The sequence below is a fragment of the Bacillus sp. LBG-1-113 genome (assembly GCF_020708615.1).
Classification (GTDB): domain Bacteria; phylum Bacillota; class Bacilli; order Bacillales; family Bacillaceae; genus Bacillus; species Bacillus mojavensis.
This window is the reverse complement of sequence record NZ_JAJFDG010000007.1, coordinates 70,872-90,203: the sequence shown is the minus strand read 5'-3', so window position 1 is coordinate 90,203 and position 19,332 is coordinate 70,872. Positions and strand designations below refer to the sequence as shown.

The window sequence follows — 19,332 nt, the reverse complement described above, 5'->3', positions numbered from 1 at the left end:
CGCTTTCATAAATATTAGACAGGCAATGATTGATCGGGGTCTTGCTGTTGTTTCTTTAATACGACCCGTTTGATCGGCCCGACCAGCAGCAAATAGCTGAGAACTGCTGCAATCGCATTAGCGCCGACAAAAACGAGCGCGCCATTAAAAGATCCTGTGGCATTCACGATGTAGCCGATAATAATCGGAGTCGTAATCGAGGCGATGTTTCCAAATGTATTGAACAAACCGCCGCTTAATCCCGCACACTCTTTTGGCGACGTGTCCGACACGACAGCCCAGCCCAATGCGCCAAAGCCTTTTCCGAAGAACGCGAGTGACATGATCACAACGACGAGCCATGCTGAATCTGTATAGTTGCAGATAATCATGCTGCAAGACAGCAGCATGCCGACAATGATCGGTCCTTTTCTCGCAAAGGTGAGAGAACGGCCTTTTTTCAGTAAAAAATCAGACACGATGCCTCCAAGCACGCCGCCCGCAAATCCGCACAGCGCCGGGAGGGAAGCCACAAACCCCGCTTCAAGAATGGACATTCCGCGGGCCTGAACCAAATATACCGGAAACCATGTGAGAAAAAAATAGGTGAGAGTTGTAATGCAGTATTGTGCGATGTACACGCCAATCAGCATGCGGTTGGTTAATAACTGTTTGATATACGGCCATTTTGATTCTTTTTCGTGCTTGCTTTGACTGTCATCCATTGAAATCAGCCCGCCGCCTTCTTCAATGTACGCAAGCTCGGCTTTGTTAACCTTCGGATGTTTTTTCGGTTCATATACCGTTTTTAACCAGATAAAAGCCAGAAGAATTCCCGCGGCCCCCATCACTACGAAGACGGAATGCCAGCCAAAAGAGTGGGTGAGCCAGCCCATTAAAGGAGAAAAAATGACAATTGCGAAGTATTGAGCTGAGTTAAAAAAGGCTGAAGCTGTACCGCGTTCGGAGCTTGGGAACCAGGAAGCAACCACTCTGCCGTTTCCGGGAAATGAAGGCGCCTCAGATAGCCCGACTAAAAAGCGCAGCGCAAACAGCAGGATAATTGCTGTGCCAGCGGAAAAAAAGCCAATCGCCCCTTGCAGCAGCGTGAAAAATGACCAGAAAAAGATGCTTAACGCAATAACCGTCTTTGAGCCAAACCGATCCAGCAGCCAGCCTCCGGGAAGCTGCCCGATGACATAAGCCCAGCCGAAAGCAGAAAACACATACCCCATAGCGACCGAGTCCAGTCCAAGGTCATGCTGGACGGAATCTCCCGTAATCGAAAGCGTCGCACGATCTGCGTAGTTAATAGACGTCACAAGAAACAGCATAAACACGATGAACCAGCGTACAGAGGTTTTTTTGCCCGCCGGCGAAACATTCGCATGGTCTTTTTTCATAATATCTTCTCCTTTGTCAAAGTAGAGAATCATATGCTGGCTGGTGATAAGGCTTGGAAAGAGACAAGCGCCTCTTTCCAGCACCTTTATTGCTTCACAAACACGGTTTTGATCGCCGTGAAAAAGTCCTTCGCAGCCTCACCCTGTTCGCGGGAGTGAGAGCTTGATTGCTTCATGCCGCCAAATGGTGCCTGAAGCTCAACCCCGGCGCTTTCTGCATTGACCCGAACAAGCCCGGCTTCAATCTCATCAACGAATGAAAGCATACGGCCGATGTTTTGCGTAAAAATAGATGCACTTAATCCGAACTTCACATCATTGGCGAGGTCTAAAGCCTCCCCCATCGTATCCACCTTTAACAGAGCGATGACCGGCCCGAAAATTTCCTCCTGGGCAATCGCCATGTCAGATGTCACGTTGTCAAAAATGGCAGGCTGCACATAATATCCGTTTTGATACTTTCCATCCTCCAGCTTTTCTCCTCCAATCAAAAGGGAAGCGCCTTCTTGTTTGCCTTTTTCAATATACGATAGGCAATTATCAAGCTGATTTTTACTTGCGATCGGTCCCATCCAGACGTTTTCGTTCAAGCTGTCTCCAATCGTAATCTCCTTTGTGCGCTGCACCAATTTTTCTTTAAAGCGGTCATAAATTCCGCTTTGGACAATGACACGGCTCGTTGCGGTGCACTTCTGGCCCGTTGAACGGAAAGCGCCTGTCACCACGGCTTCCGCTGCCGCTTCAAGATCAGCATCATCCGCTATGATCACCGGGTTTTTCCCGCCCATTTCAAGCTGATATTTGGCGCCTCTCGCTAAAGCGGCTTGCCCGATGATTTTCCCAACCTGATTCGATCCCGTGAACGTAATGGCATTGACCCCGTCATGTTCGGCAATGCCTTGGCCGACAACTGACCCTTGGCCAGTCACCAAATTGATGACTCCCGCCGGAAGCCCCGCTTCTTCAAAACAAGCGATGATCTTCGCACATGTAACGGCAGTTTCTGTTGCCGGTTTGATGACAACAGTATTGCCGTACACCAATGCCGGCGCCATTTTCCAAATCGGGATCGCGACCGGGAAGTTCCACGGCGAAATCACACCGACGACACCGAGCGGGACACGGGTTGTAAACATCAGTGCGTCTTTGTCAGTAGACGGGATGACATCGCCTGTTTTGCGCATGCCCTCGCCGGCGTAATAGCGAAGAATCGCAATGCCGCGAGCGGTTTCTCCTTTTGCTTCCGGCAGGGTTTTTCCCATTTCACGCGTCGCACATGCGGCGATGTCCTCTAAGCGCTGTTCCATAATATCGGCAGTTTTGTACAGCAATTGGCCCCGTTCTGCACCCGTCAGCTTTCTCCATCCCGTTTTTGCCTCATGGGCGGCGGCGACGGCCCGGTCCACATCATCAGCCGTTGAATTCTGCACATAGCCGACGATGTCGTTCACATCGGCAGGATTTTCCGACTTGATCATATCGCCTGATTGAGATTTGACCCACTCTCCATTAATAAAATTGAGATATGTGTTTTTTTCCGTGATTACAGTCATGCCCATTGCCCCTTTCAGGTTTTTATGTTCGTCAAACCGTCGCGGCCTTCTTCGGGAAACGATCCGCCGCTTGCTTTAAAATGGCTTCTAATTGCTGATAATGTTCTTTTTCAACCGGCCCGACAGGCGGTCTGGCTGTATTTCTCACATTCATCCCCATAATCTCCATGCCGGCTTTGATTAAGGATACCGCGTACCCTTTCCGCTGCTTCCGAATATCGTTGATCGGCAGAATGACATGCTGATAGAGTTCCTTCACTGCATCGTTGTTTCCGTTTTTCAAAGCTTCATAGAACATGCGGGAAATATGCGGAATATAATTCGAAATGGCTGAAGAATAAGAGTGGAAACCGATTGGCAGGTAGGACGGCATCGTCACTTCAGCCATCGGCATTCCGTTAAGCCATCCCAAGCGGTCACCGATTGTATAGGCGAGGTTGATATTCAAATCCATGTTCCCCACTCCGTCTTTCACACCAACAAGCTGTTCAAGCTCCGTCAGCCGCTTGATCTGTTCAAGAGAAAATACGGCGTTGTCGCGCTGATACAGAATGGCATTCAAGTCAGTGCTTTCAATAATCGTTTTGGCGTACTGATACAGCCCCTCCTGTTCGCCATGCACCAAATACGGAGGAAGGATCAAATAGCCGTCAGCGCCTTTTTTCTCCGATATGCGCGCCCAATCAAGCGCGGTGCTGAGATTGCCGCCCACGCCCGTATAGACCGGGACCTTTCCTCCCGCAGCCGAAACCGCGACTTCAACCATGTTTTCGTATTCTTTCTGGCTAAGGGATTGAAACTCCCCTGACCCACAGGCGATAAAAATCGCTTCCAGGCCTTCTTCCAGCAAAAACTCGATATTTTGAAACAGAGCTTCTTCCTCCAGCTTTCCTTGTGTATTAAAAGGCGCAACCGGAAAACCTAAAATCCCTTCAGGTGCTTTTCTTATACGGCTCATGTACAAAACCTCCTGTCATTTGTGTAAACAGCTCATATGAAAGCGCTTTAAAATTGTGTGGCTGCATATCCTCTCCTTCCCGTATATCCTTTTGTTTTATTGTAAGACAAATAAACAATAAGTCAATAACTTTATTTTCTGACTCTTCACAAAAAAGTCAGAAAGCCGCGTTTTCCGCATAAAAAAACAGCCGTTGGTATCCGGCTGTTTTTTCACATACTTCTTTCTTTCATCGTTTCGTTCAAAAGCTTCGCTTCTAAAAAAAATACGTGGATAAATTTTTTCATATTCACTCTGGCAGGGGCGAGGGGTTTCGCATCTTTGGATTGAATTTCTTTCATTTTTTGGCTGACGACCGGGAAATCAAAGAATTTTGATGCGTAGGTTTCGAATTTAGGGTTCGAAAAATCAGTTGTGCCCAATGAGGCAAAATGGTCCAGCGAATGAATGATGGCTCTGCGGATTCGCTGTTCCGAGGCTTTCATTTCACGATTGATTTCCGTTTGTGATGCCGCAGCTCCAAGCTTTCGTTCCGCTACTTGTGTGAAAATTTGTTTTAAAGAAGGGATATTTTTTTCGTAAGGCTCAGATTGTTCATGCTCAGCTAAATACTGAAGGACCGCCATCATATCATGAGCGCCGCCTTCACCCATCATGCCGAGCTCGGATAGCAAGAATGTTCCCGCTTCTTTTAAGCTGTTGTCATTTTTATACTGAGACCGTGCTTTTCGTTCGGTTCGGTTGACCAGCCGGCTTAAAGAGTTTTGGATATCTCCGATCGAGTTTTCAAGCTGGATCCGTTCCTTCACCTTTTGCAGAACAGTTACAATTTCAATACGGTTTATCGGTTTATGAATAAAATATTCAATGCCGAGAGAATACGCTTCTCCGACCATTTCTTTAGCTTCCACTTGTGAGATCATCACGATTTTCCCAGAATAATAGTCCTTGATTCGGCGTATGGTCTCAATTCCGTCCCGCCCGGGCATTAATAAATCGATTAACAAAATATCAATCTGCTTAAATTGCAATATATGCCCTTCCACTTGGCTTCCGTCTTCCGCTTCACCCGCAGCCTCTCCAAGATCCTCATCCTCTATGATCTGCCTTAAAATTGACCGTACCGCACGGTCATCATCAGCGATAAAAAAACGCATATTATCTGTTCATCCTTTCTGAATCAAATGCCTGGCAGGCAGCCTGATGGTAAAGACCACTCCTTGCTGCTGGTTGTGAAACTTGATGTTTCCCTCAAGCTCTGTCACGATTTCCTTGACGTAGGAAAGCCCAATTCCGGTTGAAGGCGTGCCAAACTCGTCATACGTTGAGGTAAAGCCCGGATCAAACACAATATCTCCTATTTTCTCCGAAATGCCGGGACCATTGTCTTCCACCTGAAATTCTATCATACTCTCATCTGGCTTTCGGAGCCTCAGGCTGACCGTTCCCTCATCCCCCATTGCCTCCACCGCGTTTGCCGTCAAATTATTAATGATAGAAAGAACGATAAATACATGATAATCATCGTGTTCCCCCTCTAATGAACAATGAAAATTGATCTGTTTGCCCAATGATTCAGCGTACTTTTCATTCATTCGAATAACAAGCCGGAAAAGATCCGAGGCATTCATATAATCTTTAAAACTTTCATTGGAAATCAGTTTCGAAAGCCCGGCATATATCCTCTGGTTGTCCTTTTTCACTTCATGAATTTCTCCTGCCAGCCTTAGAATCCTGCCGCCGAGCTGATCGTCCTTGCCCTTCACTTCCCGGTGGAGCTGATAGGATTCGTTTGTCACGTGCTCTGTCGTTTTCAGCGTCTTTTTTAAATGCACTGTTTCTTCATATAAATTCGACACAATCATCAGCATGTGCTCATTTTGCCGCCTTGTCTGCTTTTCTCTGGACTGCGTTTCATACAGCTTCATTACGTTAAAAAAGCTGATCACAATAAATGTATGAGAAATCGCAACGACCGCGATATCCGTTATTTTTTCAGGCGTCACCACTGTATGAAAAATAAGAAACTGAACAACCAGCTCGACGCTATCGGAAGCAATTTCAATCATAAATCCGTAAAAACCGAGCATAACCGGCCGATCACGATAGCGGTTCGCCCGCAATACATAAAACAGACATGCAAACGTCATGTAAAAGAAAAAGCCTGACGCTTGATCATACAGGATTGGAATCAGTCCAGCGTGTCTTCCGTCCCATAATTCCAATAAGACACGAAATACGAAAACCGATGTTCCAGTCAAAAACCCCGGCAATACAGCGGACACATGCCGCAGCAGCACTAAGAAAAAGAAAAAAGCCGGCGCGCCGAAGCTGATTCGGAACTCTTCATTGAGGGGATAAAATTTCAGTTCGCCTGCAAGCGGCACAGTAATCAGCATGAGCGCCAGTATATATGCGTCTTTCTCAAAAAAACGTTCCAGTTTAATTATGATCACATCCTCATTTTTATTTTGAGGAAAGGACAAAAAACCTGCAAATTTCTTTCGACCCAGTATGTAAGCTTTTTATAAAACCAACGGCTTATTTTCGAAAATTTTTTGTCGTATTTTGTATGATTCTGTAGTCTCTATTATACAGTTATGATACCTTTCCGCACTCATGAAAGCGTTTAACGCCTCGTCTGTCTTCGATTATACTCCGCCTCAGTCCCAAATAGCTCAAACAGATAGGAGGAATTTGATGAAAGAACTGATAAAAGAACGCCCGGAAGAAAAGAACCTGGCGTCGCAGCTGTATGAATGGGTAGAACATTACCGCCCCTTTGCCGCCAATGGACAAAGCGCAAATTATATCCCCGCGTTAGGAAATGTCAATGACTCACAGCTCGGCATTTGTATATTGGAGCCTAATGGAGCAATGATACATGCCGGCGATTGGAACGTCCCTTTTACCCTGCAAAGCATTTCAAAAGTCATCAGCTTTATCGCTGCGTGTATAAGCCGCGGCATTCCCTATGTGCTTGACCGTGTCGATGTCGAGCCGACAGGTGACGCCTTTAATTCAATCATCCGTCTCGAAATGCACAAGCCCGGAAAACCGTTTAACCCCATGATTAACGCGGGCGCCATTACAATTGCCTCGCTTCTTCCGGGAGAGACAGCCCGCGATAGGCTGGAGTATCTGTACTCTGTCATTGAAACAGTAATAGGGAAACGGCCCAGAATACATGAGGAAGTTTTCCGGTCTGAATGGGAAACGGCCCACCGCAACAGGGCACTGGCCTACTACTTAAAAGAGACAAACTTTTTAGAAGCCGATGTGGAAGAAACGCTCGAGGTGTACCTGAAGCAATGCGCCATGGAAGGCACGACAGAAGACATTGCATTGATCGGCCTTATCCTTGCTCATGACGGTTATCACCCGATTCACCGCCAGCAGGTGATCCCGAAAGATGTAGCAAAGCTCGCCAAGGCTTTAATGCTGACATGCGGCATGTACAACGCCTCCGGCAAATATGCGGCATTTGTCGGGGTGCCGGCCAAAAGCGGTGTCTCTGGCGGCATCATGGCGCTGGTTCCCCCAAGCGCCAGAAGAGAGCAGCCTTTCCAAAACGGATGCGGCATCGGCATTTACGGGCCTGCGATTGATGAATACGGCAACAGCCTGACTGGCGGCATGCTGCTGAAGCACATCGCACAGGAGTGGGAACTCAGCATTTTTTAAAATAAAAAACGAGGTGATTGTATGCAGCAATTCCTGGAACATATCGTCGGTTTCGCAAATGATTTTTTGTGGTCAAAGCTATTAATTGTATTGCTTCTTTCTCTGGGAATCTATTTTACGTTCAGGCTTAAATTTTTACAGGTTCGCATGCTGAAGGAAATGGTCAGGGTGTTAAAGGAAGGCGCTGCATCCCGCTCTAAAAACAGCATCTCTCCGTTTCAAGCGTTTTGTATCAGCATGGCAGCCCGTGTCGGCACCGGAAACATTACGGGTATTGCCATTGCGATTGCGCTGGGCGGGCCCGGTGCGATTTTCTGGATGTGGATTATTGCCATTATCGGGTCAGCGTCAAGCTTTGTCGAAAGTACACTGGCTCAAATTTATAAGGTGAAAGATGCAAACGGCTTCCGCGGCGGTCCTGCTTATTATATGGAAAAAGGACTGAACAAAAGATGGATGGGCGCCTTGTTCGCCGTTTTAATCACGCTGTCGTTCGGTATTGTCTTTAACTCGGTTCAATCAAATACGGTCAGTCTCGCGTTTGAAAACGCGTTCGGCACAAACCGCCTGACACTTGGACTCATTTTAATTGCTGTGTTTGGAACAATTATCTTTGGCGGAGTCAAACGCATCGCAAAACTGGCTGAATATATTGTTGTTGTTTTGGCTGTCCTGTATATCGGAGTCGCTTTTTTCGTGATTCTCACAAACATCACCCAGCTACCTGCCGTTTTTGCGCTAATTGTCAAAAACGCGTTTGGATTTGACCAGGCGGCCGGCGGCGCTTTGGGAGCGGCTTTAATGCAGGGTGTCAGACGGGGGATTTTTTCAAACGAAGCGGGAATGGGAAGCGCACCGAATGCCGCTGCCACCGCGACGACAAGCCATCCTGTAAAACAGGGGCTGATCCAGGCATTTGGTGTGCTGACTGATACGCTGGTCATTTGTACAAGCACGGCCTTTATCATCCTGTTTTCAGACGCCTATCATACCCCGGGACTGAGCGGAATCGCCTTAACTCAAGCCTCTCTCAGCTCCCATATCGGACCATGGGCATCAGGCTTTCTCGCCATCCTGATCCTCTTATTCGGATTCTGTGCCTTGATCGGCAACTATTATTACGGCGAAACCAATATCGGCTTTTTGAACAAAAGCAAAAAACTGATATTCGTCTATCGCATCGGCGTGCTTGCAATGATCGTGTTTGGCTGTGTGGCCAAGGTGCAGCTTGTATGGGATTTGGCCGATTTGTTTATGGGCTTGATGGTCGTCGTCAACTTAATCGCCATTTTCTTATTATCGAAGGTGGTTTTTGCGGCTCTCCAGGACTATACCCGGCAGAAAAAAGCGGGCAAAGACCCTGTTTTTTATAAAGATGTCATAAAAGATCATGAGCGGATTGAATGCTGGGAGCTTTCAGAAACTTCTGCTGATCCTCATAACAAACAAATATCGTAATCAGAAGGTGTTCAGATCAATGGAATCTGAACACCTTTTATCTTTCGGTTGATTGACAAACGTTAAGACGTCCTTTACCATTTTCATATCTTTTCAAAAAATCAGAAAGAAGGGTCCGAACAGCCTATGAATCCAATTCAGCATCTATTAGATACATACCCGCTTATCGTGTTAGACGGCGCGATGGCAACCGAGCTTGAACGCAAAGGCTGCGACTTGAATGACAGTCTCTGGTCGGCAAAAATCCTGATGGAGCAGCCGGAGCTGATCAAACAAGTTCATGCCGATTACTTCGCTGCAGGCGCCGACTGTGCGATCACCGCCAGCTATCAGTCTACGTTTGAAGGCTTTGCCGCACGCGGGCTCAGCGAAGCGGAAGCCCACCGGCTTATCCAGATGTCCGTCAGCATCGCGGCCGAAGCCCGTGATGAATTTTGGGCACAGAAAGAAAACCGTTTGAATCGGCCAAAACCGATCGTTGCGGCCTCTGTCGGCCCGTATGGCGCCTATCTTGCGGATGGCTCCGAGTATCGAGGAAACTACGGAATCTCTGAGGAAGAGCTGGCTGAATTTCACCGCCCCCGCATGAAAGCCCTGATTGACGCCGGTGCGGATGTTTTGGCATGTGAAACGATTCCTTGTCTCACTGAGGCAAAAGCAATTGTCCGCCTGCTGAAAGAATTTCCTGACACATATGCGTGGTTCAGCTTCAGCGCAAAAGACGGTCTGCATATCAGTGACGGAACCCCTGCCGCTGACTGTGCGTCATGGCTTGATCAGCACAGCCAAGCGGCGGCGGTTGGCATCAACTGCACTCCGCTTCAGCATATCCCTTCATTAATAGCTGAGCTAAAGAAGAACACATCTAAACCGATTATCGTCTATCCGAATTCAGGCGAACAGTATGATCCGATCACCAAAACGTGGAACGGCGCAGCATGCGGCGAGCCTTACGGACAAAGCGCGCGCATCTGGTTTGAAAACGGAGCAAAGCTGATCGGCGGCTGCTGCCGGACAAAACCGGAGGATATTAAAGAAATCGCCGGCTGGGCCCGGACTTTAAAAACCACTTGACTTATCGGAATAGTTTGTATATTCTAACTTAAAAGCCGGCTTGCCGGAATCTCGTGTCCCCCGCTGACATGAGATTTTTTATTAGGAAGACATCAAATCGCCGTATAGAAAGTTGGAAAAAGATGAAACCCGCTCACAACAAGAATGAGACAAACTTTCAGAGAAGTATGAAAAGCAGACACCTCTTTATGCTTTCATTAGGAGGCGTCATTGGAACCGGTCTGTTCTTAAGCTCAGGCTATACCATTCAGCAGGCAGGCCCTGCCGGAACCATACTTGCGTACTTAGTCGGCGCGGGAATTGTCTATTTGGTCATGCTGTGCCTTGGCGAATTGTCTGTAGCCATGCCAGTGACAGGCGCGTTTCATACCTATGCAGCAACATACATAGGACCGGGCACAGGTTTTACGGTCGCTTGGCTGTACTGGCTCACATGGGCCGTTGCATTGGGATCTGAATTCACAGCGGCAGGCCTGTTGATGCAGCGCTGGTTCCCCGATACGTCTGTTTGGATGTGGAGCGCCGTTTTTGCTTTGTTGATTTTCCTGCTGAACGCGTTTTCGGTCAAGTTTTTCGCTGAATCAGAGTTTTGGTTTTCCAGCATTAAAGTATTAGCCATCGTATTATTTATTCTTTTAGGCGGCTCCGCAATGTTCGGCATCATCCCGATCAAAGACGGGGGCGCCGCTCCGATGCTGTCAAACTTCACAGCGGAAGGCGGGCTCTTTCCGAATGGATTTGTCCCCATTTTCATGACCATGCTGTCTGTCAACTTTGCCTTCTCAGGAACTGAGCTGATCGGAATTGCCGCGGGAGAAAGCGTCGATCCCGACAAGACCATACCAAAAGCGATTAAAACAACGGTCTGGCGTCTCTCACTCTTCTTTATCGGAACCATTTTTGTACTCTCAGGGCTGATTCCGATTCAAGAAGCGGGCGTTATCAAAAGCCCATTCGTTGCAGTCTTTGACAGAGTCGGTGTACCGTACGCAGCTGACATCATGAACTTTGTCATTCTGACAGCCATCCTGTCGGCCGCTAATTCCGGACTTTACGCATCGTCCCGTATGCTTTGGTCACTGTCAAAAGAACAGACGCTTCACCCAACATTTGCAAAGCTGACATCAAAGGGAATTCCGTTAAACGCGCTGGTGTTCAGCATGATCGGCGGCATCCTGTCATTGCTGTCCAGCGTATTTGCGCCAGACACGGTGTACGTTATACTCGTGTCGATTTCCGGCTTTGCCGTCGTTGTCGTTTGGATGGGCATCGCCGCTTCTCAATTCATGTTCAGAAAACGTTATCTGGAAGCGGGAAACAAGGTCACGGATTTGAAATACCGAACGCCTTGGTACCCATTTGTGCCGATTGCCGCATTTCTTTTATGTCTGGCATCCGTAATTGGCATTGCCTTTGATCCGAATCAAAGAATCGCGTTATATTGCGGTGTGCCGTTTATGGCCATCTGCTATGCGGTGTATTACGCGAAAAACCGCAAAAGCCGTCCGGCCGCCGATATGACCCATTCAAAATAAAAGAACCTGCCCCAAGGCAGGTTCTTTTTCTATCCTCATACTTCCACTGTCCAATGAAACGGATCTTTCACTTTTCCAAGCTGAATGTCAGTTATCGTTTGATATAGCTTTTTTGAAATTTCTCCTATTTGCCTGTCGTTCACAATCACCGTTCTTCCATGGATATTGAGTTCGCCGACAGGCGTAACAACTGCAGCCGTACCTGTGCCGAATACCTCTGTCAATTCCCCTCGTGCGGAGGCTGCATAAATATCATCGATCGATATCTTTTCTTCCCGGACCGGAATGCCCCAGCTTCGGATCAGTTCAATAGCAGAAGCTCGTGTAATCCCGCTCAAAATGCTTCCGCTTAATGCAGGAGTCACAACCTCTCCATTTATGACGAAAAAGATATTCATGCTCCCTACCTCTTCCGCGTATTTCTTTTCAATGGCATCCAGCCACAGCACCTGATCATAGCCTAATTCATTCGCCTTCTGCTGCGCCTGAAGGCTAGCCGCGTAATTTCCTGACGTTTTGGCATTTCCGACTCCGCCATTGACTGCCCGCACAAACTCATCTTCCACATAGATGTTAATCGGCTGCAGCTGATCGCCATAGTAAGAGCCGACAGGCGAAAGCACGATCATAAATGTATAGTTTTTTGACGCCTTTACACCGAGACTCGGTTCGGTGGCAATAACAAACGGACGAATATACAGCGACGTTCCCTTTTCCCTTGGGACCCACTCTTTTTCCAGCTCGACCAATTGCGTCAGTGCCTCCAGCACCAGCTCTTCGTCTAGAGGAGGCATACTCATTCGCTGACATGATCTGTTCAGCCTTTTGATATTTTGCTCCGGCCTGAACAGCAGCACCCTGCCATCTTCAGTTCTGTATGCCTTCAAGCCTTCAAAGACAGCCTGGCCGTAATGAAAAACAGAAGAAGACGGATCGAGCATAATCGGTGCATAAGGAGTAAGTCTAGGATGATGCCAGCCCTTTTCCTCCTCATAATCCATCACAAACATATAATCTGTAAAATATTTGCCGAACCCTAAGGATGATGGGTCTGGTTTTTCCTTCTTTGATGTGATTTTCTCTCGTTCAATAAGCTTGTTCACTGATAAGCACACCTTTCCAAATGAATTTGTTTAAATTTTCTGTCAATTTTGAGCTGCAGATCGGTAATGCCATTCTTTTTTTACAGGCGGTTTTCCGTTCTTATTTGATATAAGAGGGCTCAATTATAAATGTCAGAATATTCTCTATCGTCTTCGGCTATTATACACTACATTTCGTGTAAGATGAAGGTGAAGTTAAAGAAAAAACAGCCAGAGATTTTTCCGGCTGTTTTCGTTAAACTGCTAAAAACAAAATGACAGCATGACAAATCAGCAGAATATAAACCGCGATCCCTAACTGCCAGTTGACCTTCCGCGCCATTGCAAAAACAATCATCAAGGCCGGCAAGATAGCTGTTCCAGCCAGCTTATTGACCGTCGAATCCGGGCTGTTCGTTGCATCATAATGAATCGGCATATCTGCCGGAAGAAATGGATAAAAGACCATAGAGAGTATGACAGCCGCAATGACAGACCCCCACACCACTTTTTCATTCATCAATAGAAACATAGAACCATTCCTCCTCATCACATTCCTAAAACAATAAACCGTTCTTTATCTCCCATTGCTTTACGATTGATATGACTGTTCTACGGTGAATTTCGTTCGGTCTCCTCTTGTAATAATTTGAGCATATTCTACTACTTCTTCATTTTTATCATAGGTGAGGGATTCCGATAAAAACGCAGGCGCTCCAACATTGGTTAACAGGTGTCCGCTGATCGTTTCATCCGTTAAAATCGGTTCTATCGATTCCGTACCCCTGCTGATTTCGATATTGTATTTTGTTCTTAATAATTCAAACAGAGATCCGGTGCACTCTTCCTGCACCAATCCCGGTGCCGCTTTCCAAGGTATATATGAGGTATGGTATTGCAAAGGTTCACCCTCGGCGTATCTGACTCTGACAAGCTTGTTGACAGGCTCATTCTCTTTCATTTTCAGCAGCTCGGCTATGGAATGGTCAGCAGGGATCACCACAAGTTCAAGCACTTTTGACTCAGAACGCAGCCCCCTCATTTGTTCTGCAAAACTCGTAATCTTATGCGGAATCGGCGTTTGGATTTTAGCTGCCGATACAAAAGTCCCTTTTCCCTGGATTCTCTGAATATATCCTTCAAGCTCAAGTTGCTGCAAAGCCAGCCTTACAGTTGTTCTGCTGACATCATATTGTTCGCAAAACTCACTCTCTGTCGGCAGCTGATCATTCGCCTGATATTTGCCCGACTTAATTAATTCAATGATTTTAAATTTGATAACAGAATATAAAGCTGCCATTTCATCCTCCCCATTCTGTATGTAAACCGATCTTTTTTGAATGAAACCATAATACCATCTGCTTTCCTATTTTGAAAGATTTGTATTATTTTTTGTAACAAATTTTCAGAAAATAACGTTGACAATTTTATAAAAACGGTGCTAAATTCGTAATGACAAATATCATACATTGATCATAACAAATATGATGCTTGTCTATTTCATTGAGGGGGTGTCAGATGAAGATCATCGTTGCTGATCATTATGAAGATCTCTGTAAGTTAAGCGCTGTCATTATTAAGGAATGTGTGCAGGCTAAGAAAGATGCCGTTCTCGGCCTAGCAACAGGAAGCACGCCGGTCGGCTTGTACAAGCAACTGATTTCAGACTATCAGGCAGGCGAAATTGATTTTTCAAAGGTTATAACATTTAATTTAGATGAATACGCGGGCCTCTCTCCATCTCATCCACAAAGTTATAACAAATTTATGCACGAGCATCTTTTTCAGCATATCAATGTTCAGCCTGACCATATTCATATCCCGCAAGGAGACAACCCGCAGCTTGAGGCTGAGTGCAAAGTGTATGAGGAGCTTATCCGCCAGGCGGGAGGCATTGATGTGCAAATCCTTGGCATCGGCTCGAATGGCCATATTGGTTTTAATGAACCCGGCTCTGATTTTGAGGAGCGGACACGAATCGTCAGGCTGTCTGAAAGTACGATACAGGCAAATGCCAGATTTTTCGGCGGCGATCCTGTCCTTGTGCCGAGACTTGCCGTTTCAATGGGCATCAAAACGATCATGGAATTCAGCAAACACATTGTGTTATTAGCAAATGGCGAGGAAAAAGCGGACGCGATCCAAAAAATGGCTGAAGGCCCTGTGACACCGGAGGTACCAGCCTCGATTCTTCAACAACACAATCACGTTACCGTTATCGCCGATCCAAAAGCAGCTCAAAAACTGAAGAACTTATCATACTTATCAAACAAATAGAAGGAGACTGTTATGTTTAAAAAGGCATTTCAAATTCTGCAACAGCTTGGCCGCGCTTTGATGACTCCGGTTGCCGTCCTCCCGGCAGCCGGTCTGCTGCTCCGTTTCGGTGACAAGGATTTACTGAACATTCCTATTATAAAGGATGCGGGCGGCGTTGTATTCGATAACCTGCCGCTGATTTTCGCCGTGGGTGTCGCGATTGGTTTAGCTGGCGGCGAAGGAGTGGCCGGACTTGCCGCTGTCATCGGATACTTGATTTTAACCGTCACCCTGGATAACATGGGAAAATTACTCGGCCTTCAGCCTCCTTATGAAGGGGCCGAGCATCTGATTGATATGGGTGTATTCGGCGGCATTATCATCGGGCTGCTTGCCGCATTTTTGTACAAGCGTTTTTCATCAATAGAGCTGCATCCCGTCCTTGGATTTTTCTCAGGAAAACGATTTGTCCCGATTATTACTTCGGTCAGCTCATTGGTCATCGGCGTTATTTTCTCATTTGTTTGGCCGCTAATTCAGAACGGAATAAACGCCGCCAGCAGCTTAATTGCCGATTCAACGGTCGGCCTGTTCTTTTATGCAACAATCTATCGCTTACTGATTCCTTTTGGACTGCATCATATTTTTTATACACCTTTCTATTTTATGATGGGGGAATACACAGATCCATCAACAGGCAATACCGTAACCGGCGACCTGACAAGGTTCTTCGCAGGAGACCCGACTGCGGGACGTTTTATGATGGGGGATTTCCCTTACATGATTTTCTGTCTGCCGGCAATCGCGCTTGCCATCATCCATACCGCGCGGCCCGAAAAAAAGAAAATGATTTCCGGCGTCATGATTTCAGCAGCGCTTACGTCTATGCTCACTGGAATTACCGAGCCAGTTGAATTTGCTTTCTTGTTCGTCGCGCCTGTGCTTTATTTAATAAACTCTATTCTTGCCGGTGTCATCTTTGTCGTGTGTGATCTACTCCATGTCCGTCACGGCTACACCTTCTCGGGCGGAGGAATTGACTATGTGCTGAATTACGGGCTTTCGACAAATGGCTGGGTCGTCATTCCTGTCGGGGTCGTCTTCGCCTTCATTTATTACTATTTGTTCCGTTATGCGATTTTGAAATGGAATCTGAAAACACCCGGCCGTGAAGCAGATGAAGGTGATCAAAGTGAAAGCAAATCTCCTGTTTCAAAAGACCAGCTCGCCTTCCACGTATTGCAGGCGCTGGGCGGCCAGCAAAATATCGCCAACCTCGACGCATGTATTACAAGGCTGCGTGTCACCGTTCATCAGCCAAGCCAAGTGAACAAGGACGAACTAAAACAGCTTGGGGCGGTAGGTGTGCTAGAAGTGAACAACAACTTCCAAGCGATTTTCGGCACAAAGTCAGATGCTTTAAAAGACGATATCAAAACAATTATGGCTGGAGGCATCCCGTCTACCGCCGCGACGCTTGATGCTGAAGCCCCGACCCAGCAGGAGCCTCCTGCCGAAGAGTCTTTTATCTATCCGGTACAAGGTGAAATACTCTCCCTATCCGACGTGCCTGACCCAGTGTTTTCAGAAAAAATGATGGGTGAGGGTTTTGCGATTGATCCTACAGAAGGAAAAGTCGTTGCCCCCGCTGACGGCGAGATTGTATCCATATTTCCGACAAAGCACGCCATTGGCTTTACAAGCGCTGGCGGCACGGAAATATTGATTCATGTCGGCATTGATACGGTGAAGCTGAACGGTAAAGGCTTTGAAGCTCATGTCACGAGCGGCCAAACCGTCAAACAAGGCGAACTGCTTCTAACCTTTGATTTGAATGACATTAAGCAGCATGCCGCTTCCGCCATAACGCCTATTATTTTCACAAATGTATCTGAGGAAGAGATGAACCGTATGAACATGAAGTAAAAAAGTCCCCCTGATGCGGGGGACTTTTTAGCCAACATAATGAAAGCGCTGTCAAAATAAATTTTTAAAAAAGGGGTTTGCATTTGATTCACGAATGGTATGAATAAGCCTCATCATATCATTCTAAAGGGGGATTCATTTGAAAAAATTTATCGCGTTTCAAATTTTAATCGCATTGGCTATCGGCGCTATGATCGGCCACTTTTTTCCTGATTTCGGAATGGCGCTCAGGCCTGTCGGTGACGGGTTTATCCGCCTGATTAAAATGATTGTCGTGCCGATTGTATTTTCTACCATTGTCATTGGAGCTGCTGGAAGCGGAAGTATGAAAAAGATGGGCAGCCTCGGCGTAAAGACCATAATCTGGTTTGAAGTGATCACCACTTTGGTGCTGGGCCTGGGACTTTTATTGGCAAATGTCTTAAAGCCAGGCGTCGGGCTGGACCTTTCTCACTTAGCGAAAAAAGATATTCATGAGCTTTCCGGCTATACAGAGAAAGTCGTGGATATCAAACAAATGATCCTCGATATTATCCCGACAAACATTATTGATGTCATGGCCAGAAATGATTTACTCGCTGTCATTTTCTTTGCGATTTTATTTGGTGTTGCCGCTGCTGGTATCGGCAAAGCCTCTGAACCAGTGATGAATTTTTTTGAATCAGTCGCTCAGATTATGTTTAAACTGACGCAAATCGTCATGGTGACCGCTCCTATCGGTGTGCTTGCCTTGATGGCCGCCTCTGTAGGCCAATATGGCATCGAACTCCTCCTCCCCATGTTTAAATTAGTCGGTACTGTTTTTCTTGGTCTGTTTCTGATCCTCTTTGTCCTCTTTCCGCTTGTTGGTCTCATTTTTCACTTTAAGTATTTTGAAGTGCTGAAAATGATATGGGATCTGTTTCTGATTGCGTTTTCCACAACCAGCACCGAAACCATTCTTCCTCAGCTTATGGATCGAATGGAGAAATACGGCTGTCCGAAACGGGTGGTATCATTTGTCGTTCCCTCCGGCTTATCGCTGAATTGTGACGGATCAAGCCTATACTTATCGGTTTCCTGTATTTTCTTGGCACAGGCCTTCAATGTAGACATGACGCTGTCACAGCAGCTTCTCATGATGCTTGTGCTTGTCATGACCAGCAAAGGCATCGCCGCTGTTCCGTCGGGCTCCCTTGTCGTTCTTTTGGCGACTGCAAACGCTGTGGGGCTGCCTGCTGAAGGCGTCGCCATTATTGCGGGCGTGGACCGCATCATGGATATGGCCCGAACAGGTGTGAATGTGCCGGGACACGCGGTCGCCTGCATCGTGGTTTCTAAATGGGAAAAGGCCTTCCGCCAAAAAGAATGGGCCGCCGCAAACGGACAAACAGAAAGCATGTAAAAAAAGAACACCTCTGCATGAGAGGTGTTCTTTCCATATTATTCAGCAGCAGCGTGCTCTTCTTTTTCAATCGCTGCAAGTCTGGCGCTAACTTCTTCCGCCGTCATATTGTGTTCTTGTGCATATAAGTTTCTTGGGTTCGTGCGGCATTCGTGGCTGCAGCTGCGCATATATTTGTACTCATTTTCCGGTGTACATATGATTTTCTTATTGCATGATGGATTTGCACAGTTGACATACCGTTCACACGGTTCACCCGTAAAGTAGTCTTTCCCGACAATGACATGCTCGACACGGTTGACCGGCACGCTGATTCTTTCATCGAATACGTAGCATTGGCCGTCCCAAAGCTTTCCTTGCACCTCAGGATCTTTTCCGTATGTGACGATTCCGCCGTCAAGCTGTGATACATCTTCAAAGCCTTGCTTCATCAGCCAGCCTGAGAATTTTTCACAGCGCACGCCTCCCGTGCAGTATGTCAAAATCTTTTTGCCTTCCAGCATCTCTTTATTTTCTTCGATCCACTCTGGCAATTCACGGAACGCCTCGATATCAGGACGGACAGCTCCTCTAAAATGGCCGAGATCATACTCATAATCATTACGCGCATCGAGGACGACTGTATCAGGATCCTGCATCTTTTCAAAGAATTCTTTAGGCTTCAAGTGCTTTCCTGTTGTTTCATTCGGGTCCACATCATCCTCAAGGCGAAGCGTCACAAGCTCTTTTTTATGACGGACGAACATTTTCTTGAACGCATGATTTTCTTCTTCATCAATCTTGAACACCATATCCGCAAATCGTGGATCAGCTTTCATCGCTTGCATATATTGTTCAGTCTGCTCAAACGTACCTGATACCGTACCGTTAATCCCTTCAGCTGATACAAGAATACGGCCTAACAAACCAAGCTCCTTACAAAAAGCCAGATGCTGCTCTCTAAACACCTCCGGCTCTTCAATCGGAACATATTTATAGTAAAGTAATACTCTGTATTGTTTTTCCATGATATAAACACCCTGTTCAATGATATAGTT

Annotated in this window: 16 protein-coding genes; 7 read left to right on the top strand and 9 right to left on the bottom strand. The window is 46.7% G+C overall.

Annotated elements, in window-relative coordinates; genetic code table 11:
* Positions 1-14 precede the first annotated feature (14 nt).
* The 5 genes from gudP to LJF29_RS16120 all read right to left on the bottom strand — a co-directional run bounded on the left by gudP (position 15) and on the right by LJF29_RS16120 (position 6,292).
* Positions 15-1,382: a glucarate transporter GudP gene (gene gudP, locus LJF29_RS16140; protein WP_229149620.1), complete on the bottom strand. Its 1,368-nt coding sequence runs from the start codon at positions 1,380-1,382 to the stop codon at positions 15-17.
* An 86-nt stretch (positions 1,383-1,468) separates the two neighbouring features.
* Entirely contained in the window at positions 1,469-2,935 is a 1,467-nt protein-coding gene (gucD, locus tag LJF29_RS16135) for an alpha-ketoglutaric semialdehyde dehydrogenase GucD (RefSeq protein WP_229149617.1), read from the bottom strand.
* Between the two features lie 31 nt (positions 2,936-2,966).
* On the bottom strand, positions 2,967-3,893 hold the full coding sequence (gene kdgD / locus LJF29_RS16130) for a 5-dehydro-4-deoxyglucarate dehydratase (protein ID WP_059292043.1): 927 nt from the start codon (positions 3,891-3,893) through the stop codon (positions 2,967-2,969).
* Between the two features lie 212 nt (positions 3,894-4,105).
* Positions 4,106-5,050, bottom strand: a complete 945-nt coding sequence (locus tag LJF29_RS16125; protein WP_010332880.1) for a DNA-binding domain-containing protein — start codon at positions 5,048-5,050, stop codon at positions 4,106-4,108.
* A gap of 9 nt (positions 5,051-5,059) precedes the next feature.
* The gene (locus LJF29_RS16120; protein WP_229149730.1) at positions 5,060-6,292 is read right to left on the bottom strand and encodes an ATP-binding protein; all 1,233 of its coding nucleotides are present in this window, start codon (positions 6,290-6,292) and stop codon (positions 5,060-5,062) included.
* A 301-nt stretch (positions 6,293-6,593) separates the two neighbouring features.
* Here LJF29_RS16120 and LJF29_RS16115 point away from each other — a divergent pair, with 301 nt between their 5' ends.
* The 4 genes from LJF29_RS16115 to mmuP all read left to right on the top strand — a co-directional run bounded on the left by LJF29_RS16115 (position 6,594) and on the right by mmuP (position 11,644).
* Positions 6,594-7,577, top strand: a complete 984-nt coding sequence (locus tag LJF29_RS16115) for a glutaminase (RefSeq protein ID WP_229149616.1) — start codon at positions 6,594-6,596, stop codon at positions 7,575-7,577.
* A gap of 21 nt (positions 7,578-7,598) precedes the next feature.
* Positions 7,599-9,035: an alanine/glycine:cation symporter family protein gene (locus LJF29_RS16110; RefSeq protein WP_024120080.1), complete on the top strand. Its 1,437-nt coding sequence runs from the start codon at positions 7,599-7,601 to the stop codon at positions 9,033-9,035.
* Between the two features lie 126 nt (positions 9,036-9,161).
* Entirely contained in the window at positions 9,162-10,109 is a 948-nt protein-coding gene (gene mmuM / locus LJF29_RS16105; protein ID WP_229149615.1) for a homocysteine S-methyltransferase, read from the top strand.
* Positions 10,110-10,231: 122 nt separating this feature from the next.
* Positions 10,232-11,644 carry an S-methylmethionine permease gene (gene mmuP / locus LJF29_RS16100; protein WP_010332876.1) on the top strand — a complete coding sequence of 471 codons (1,413 nt, stop codon included), beginning with the start codon at positions 10,232-10,234 and terminating at the stop codon, positions 11,642-11,644.
* A 35-nt stretch (positions 11,645-11,679) separates the two neighbouring features.
* On the opposite strand, the gene LJF29_RS16095 is transcribed toward mmuP, so the two are convergent.
* From LJF29_RS16095 to gamR, 3 genes are all read right to left on the bottom strand, one after another.
* The gene (locus LJF29_RS16095; RefSeq protein WP_168746842.1) at positions 11,680-12,747 is read right to left on the bottom strand and encodes a branched-chain amino acid aminotransferase; all 1,068 of its coding nucleotides are present in this window, start codon (positions 12,745-12,747) and stop codon (positions 11,680-11,682) included.
* Between the two features lie 235 nt (positions 12,748-12,982).
* Positions 12,983-13,258 carry a DUF1648 domain-containing protein gene (locus tag LJF29_RS16090; protein WP_229149614.1) on the bottom strand — a complete coding sequence of 92 codons (276 nt, stop codon included), beginning with the start codon at positions 13,256-13,258 and terminating at the stop codon, positions 12,983-12,985.
* A 60-nt stretch (positions 13,259-13,318) separates the two neighbouring features.
* On the bottom strand, positions 13,319-14,026 hold the full coding sequence (gene gamR / locus LJF29_RS16085) for a transcriptional regulator GamR (protein WP_010332873.1): 708 nt from the start codon (positions 14,024-14,026) through the stop codon (positions 13,319-13,321).
* Between the two features lie 218 nt (positions 14,027-14,244).
* On the opposite strand from gamR, the gene nagB reads away from it, so the two are divergent.
* From nagB to gltP, 3 genes are all read left to right on the top strand, one after another.
* Positions 14,245-15,003: a glucosamine-6-phosphate deaminase gene (gene nagB / locus LJF29_RS16080; protein WP_229149612.1), complete on the top strand. Its 759-nt coding sequence runs from the start codon at positions 14,245-14,247 to the stop codon at positions 15,001-15,003.
* Positions 15,004-15,015: 12 nt separating this feature from the next.
* Complete coding sequence (gene ptsG, locus LJF29_RS16075) at positions 15,016-16,911, top strand: glucose-specific PTS transporter subunit IIBC (protein ID WP_229149610.1); 1,896 nt, start codon at positions 15,016-15,018, stop codon at positions 16,909-16,911.
* A 139-nt stretch (positions 16,912-17,050) separates the two neighbouring features.
* Positions 17,051-18,295, top strand: coding sequence for a glutamate-aspartate/proton symporter GltP (gltP, locus tag LJF29_RS16070; protein WP_229149608.1), 1,245 nt, complete (start codon positions 17,051-17,053; stop codon positions 18,293-18,295).
* A 38-nt stretch (positions 18,296-18,333) separates the two neighbouring features.
* Here gltP and LJF29_RS16065 read toward each other — a convergent pair whose 3' ends face one another.
* Positions 18,334-19,302 carry a rhodanese-related sulfurtransferase gene (locus LJF29_RS16065; protein ID WP_010332869.1) on the bottom strand — a complete coding sequence of 323 codons (969 nt, stop codon included), beginning with the start codon at positions 19,300-19,302 and terminating at the stop codon, positions 18,334-18,336.
* Positions 19,303-19,332: the final 30 nt, after the last annotated feature.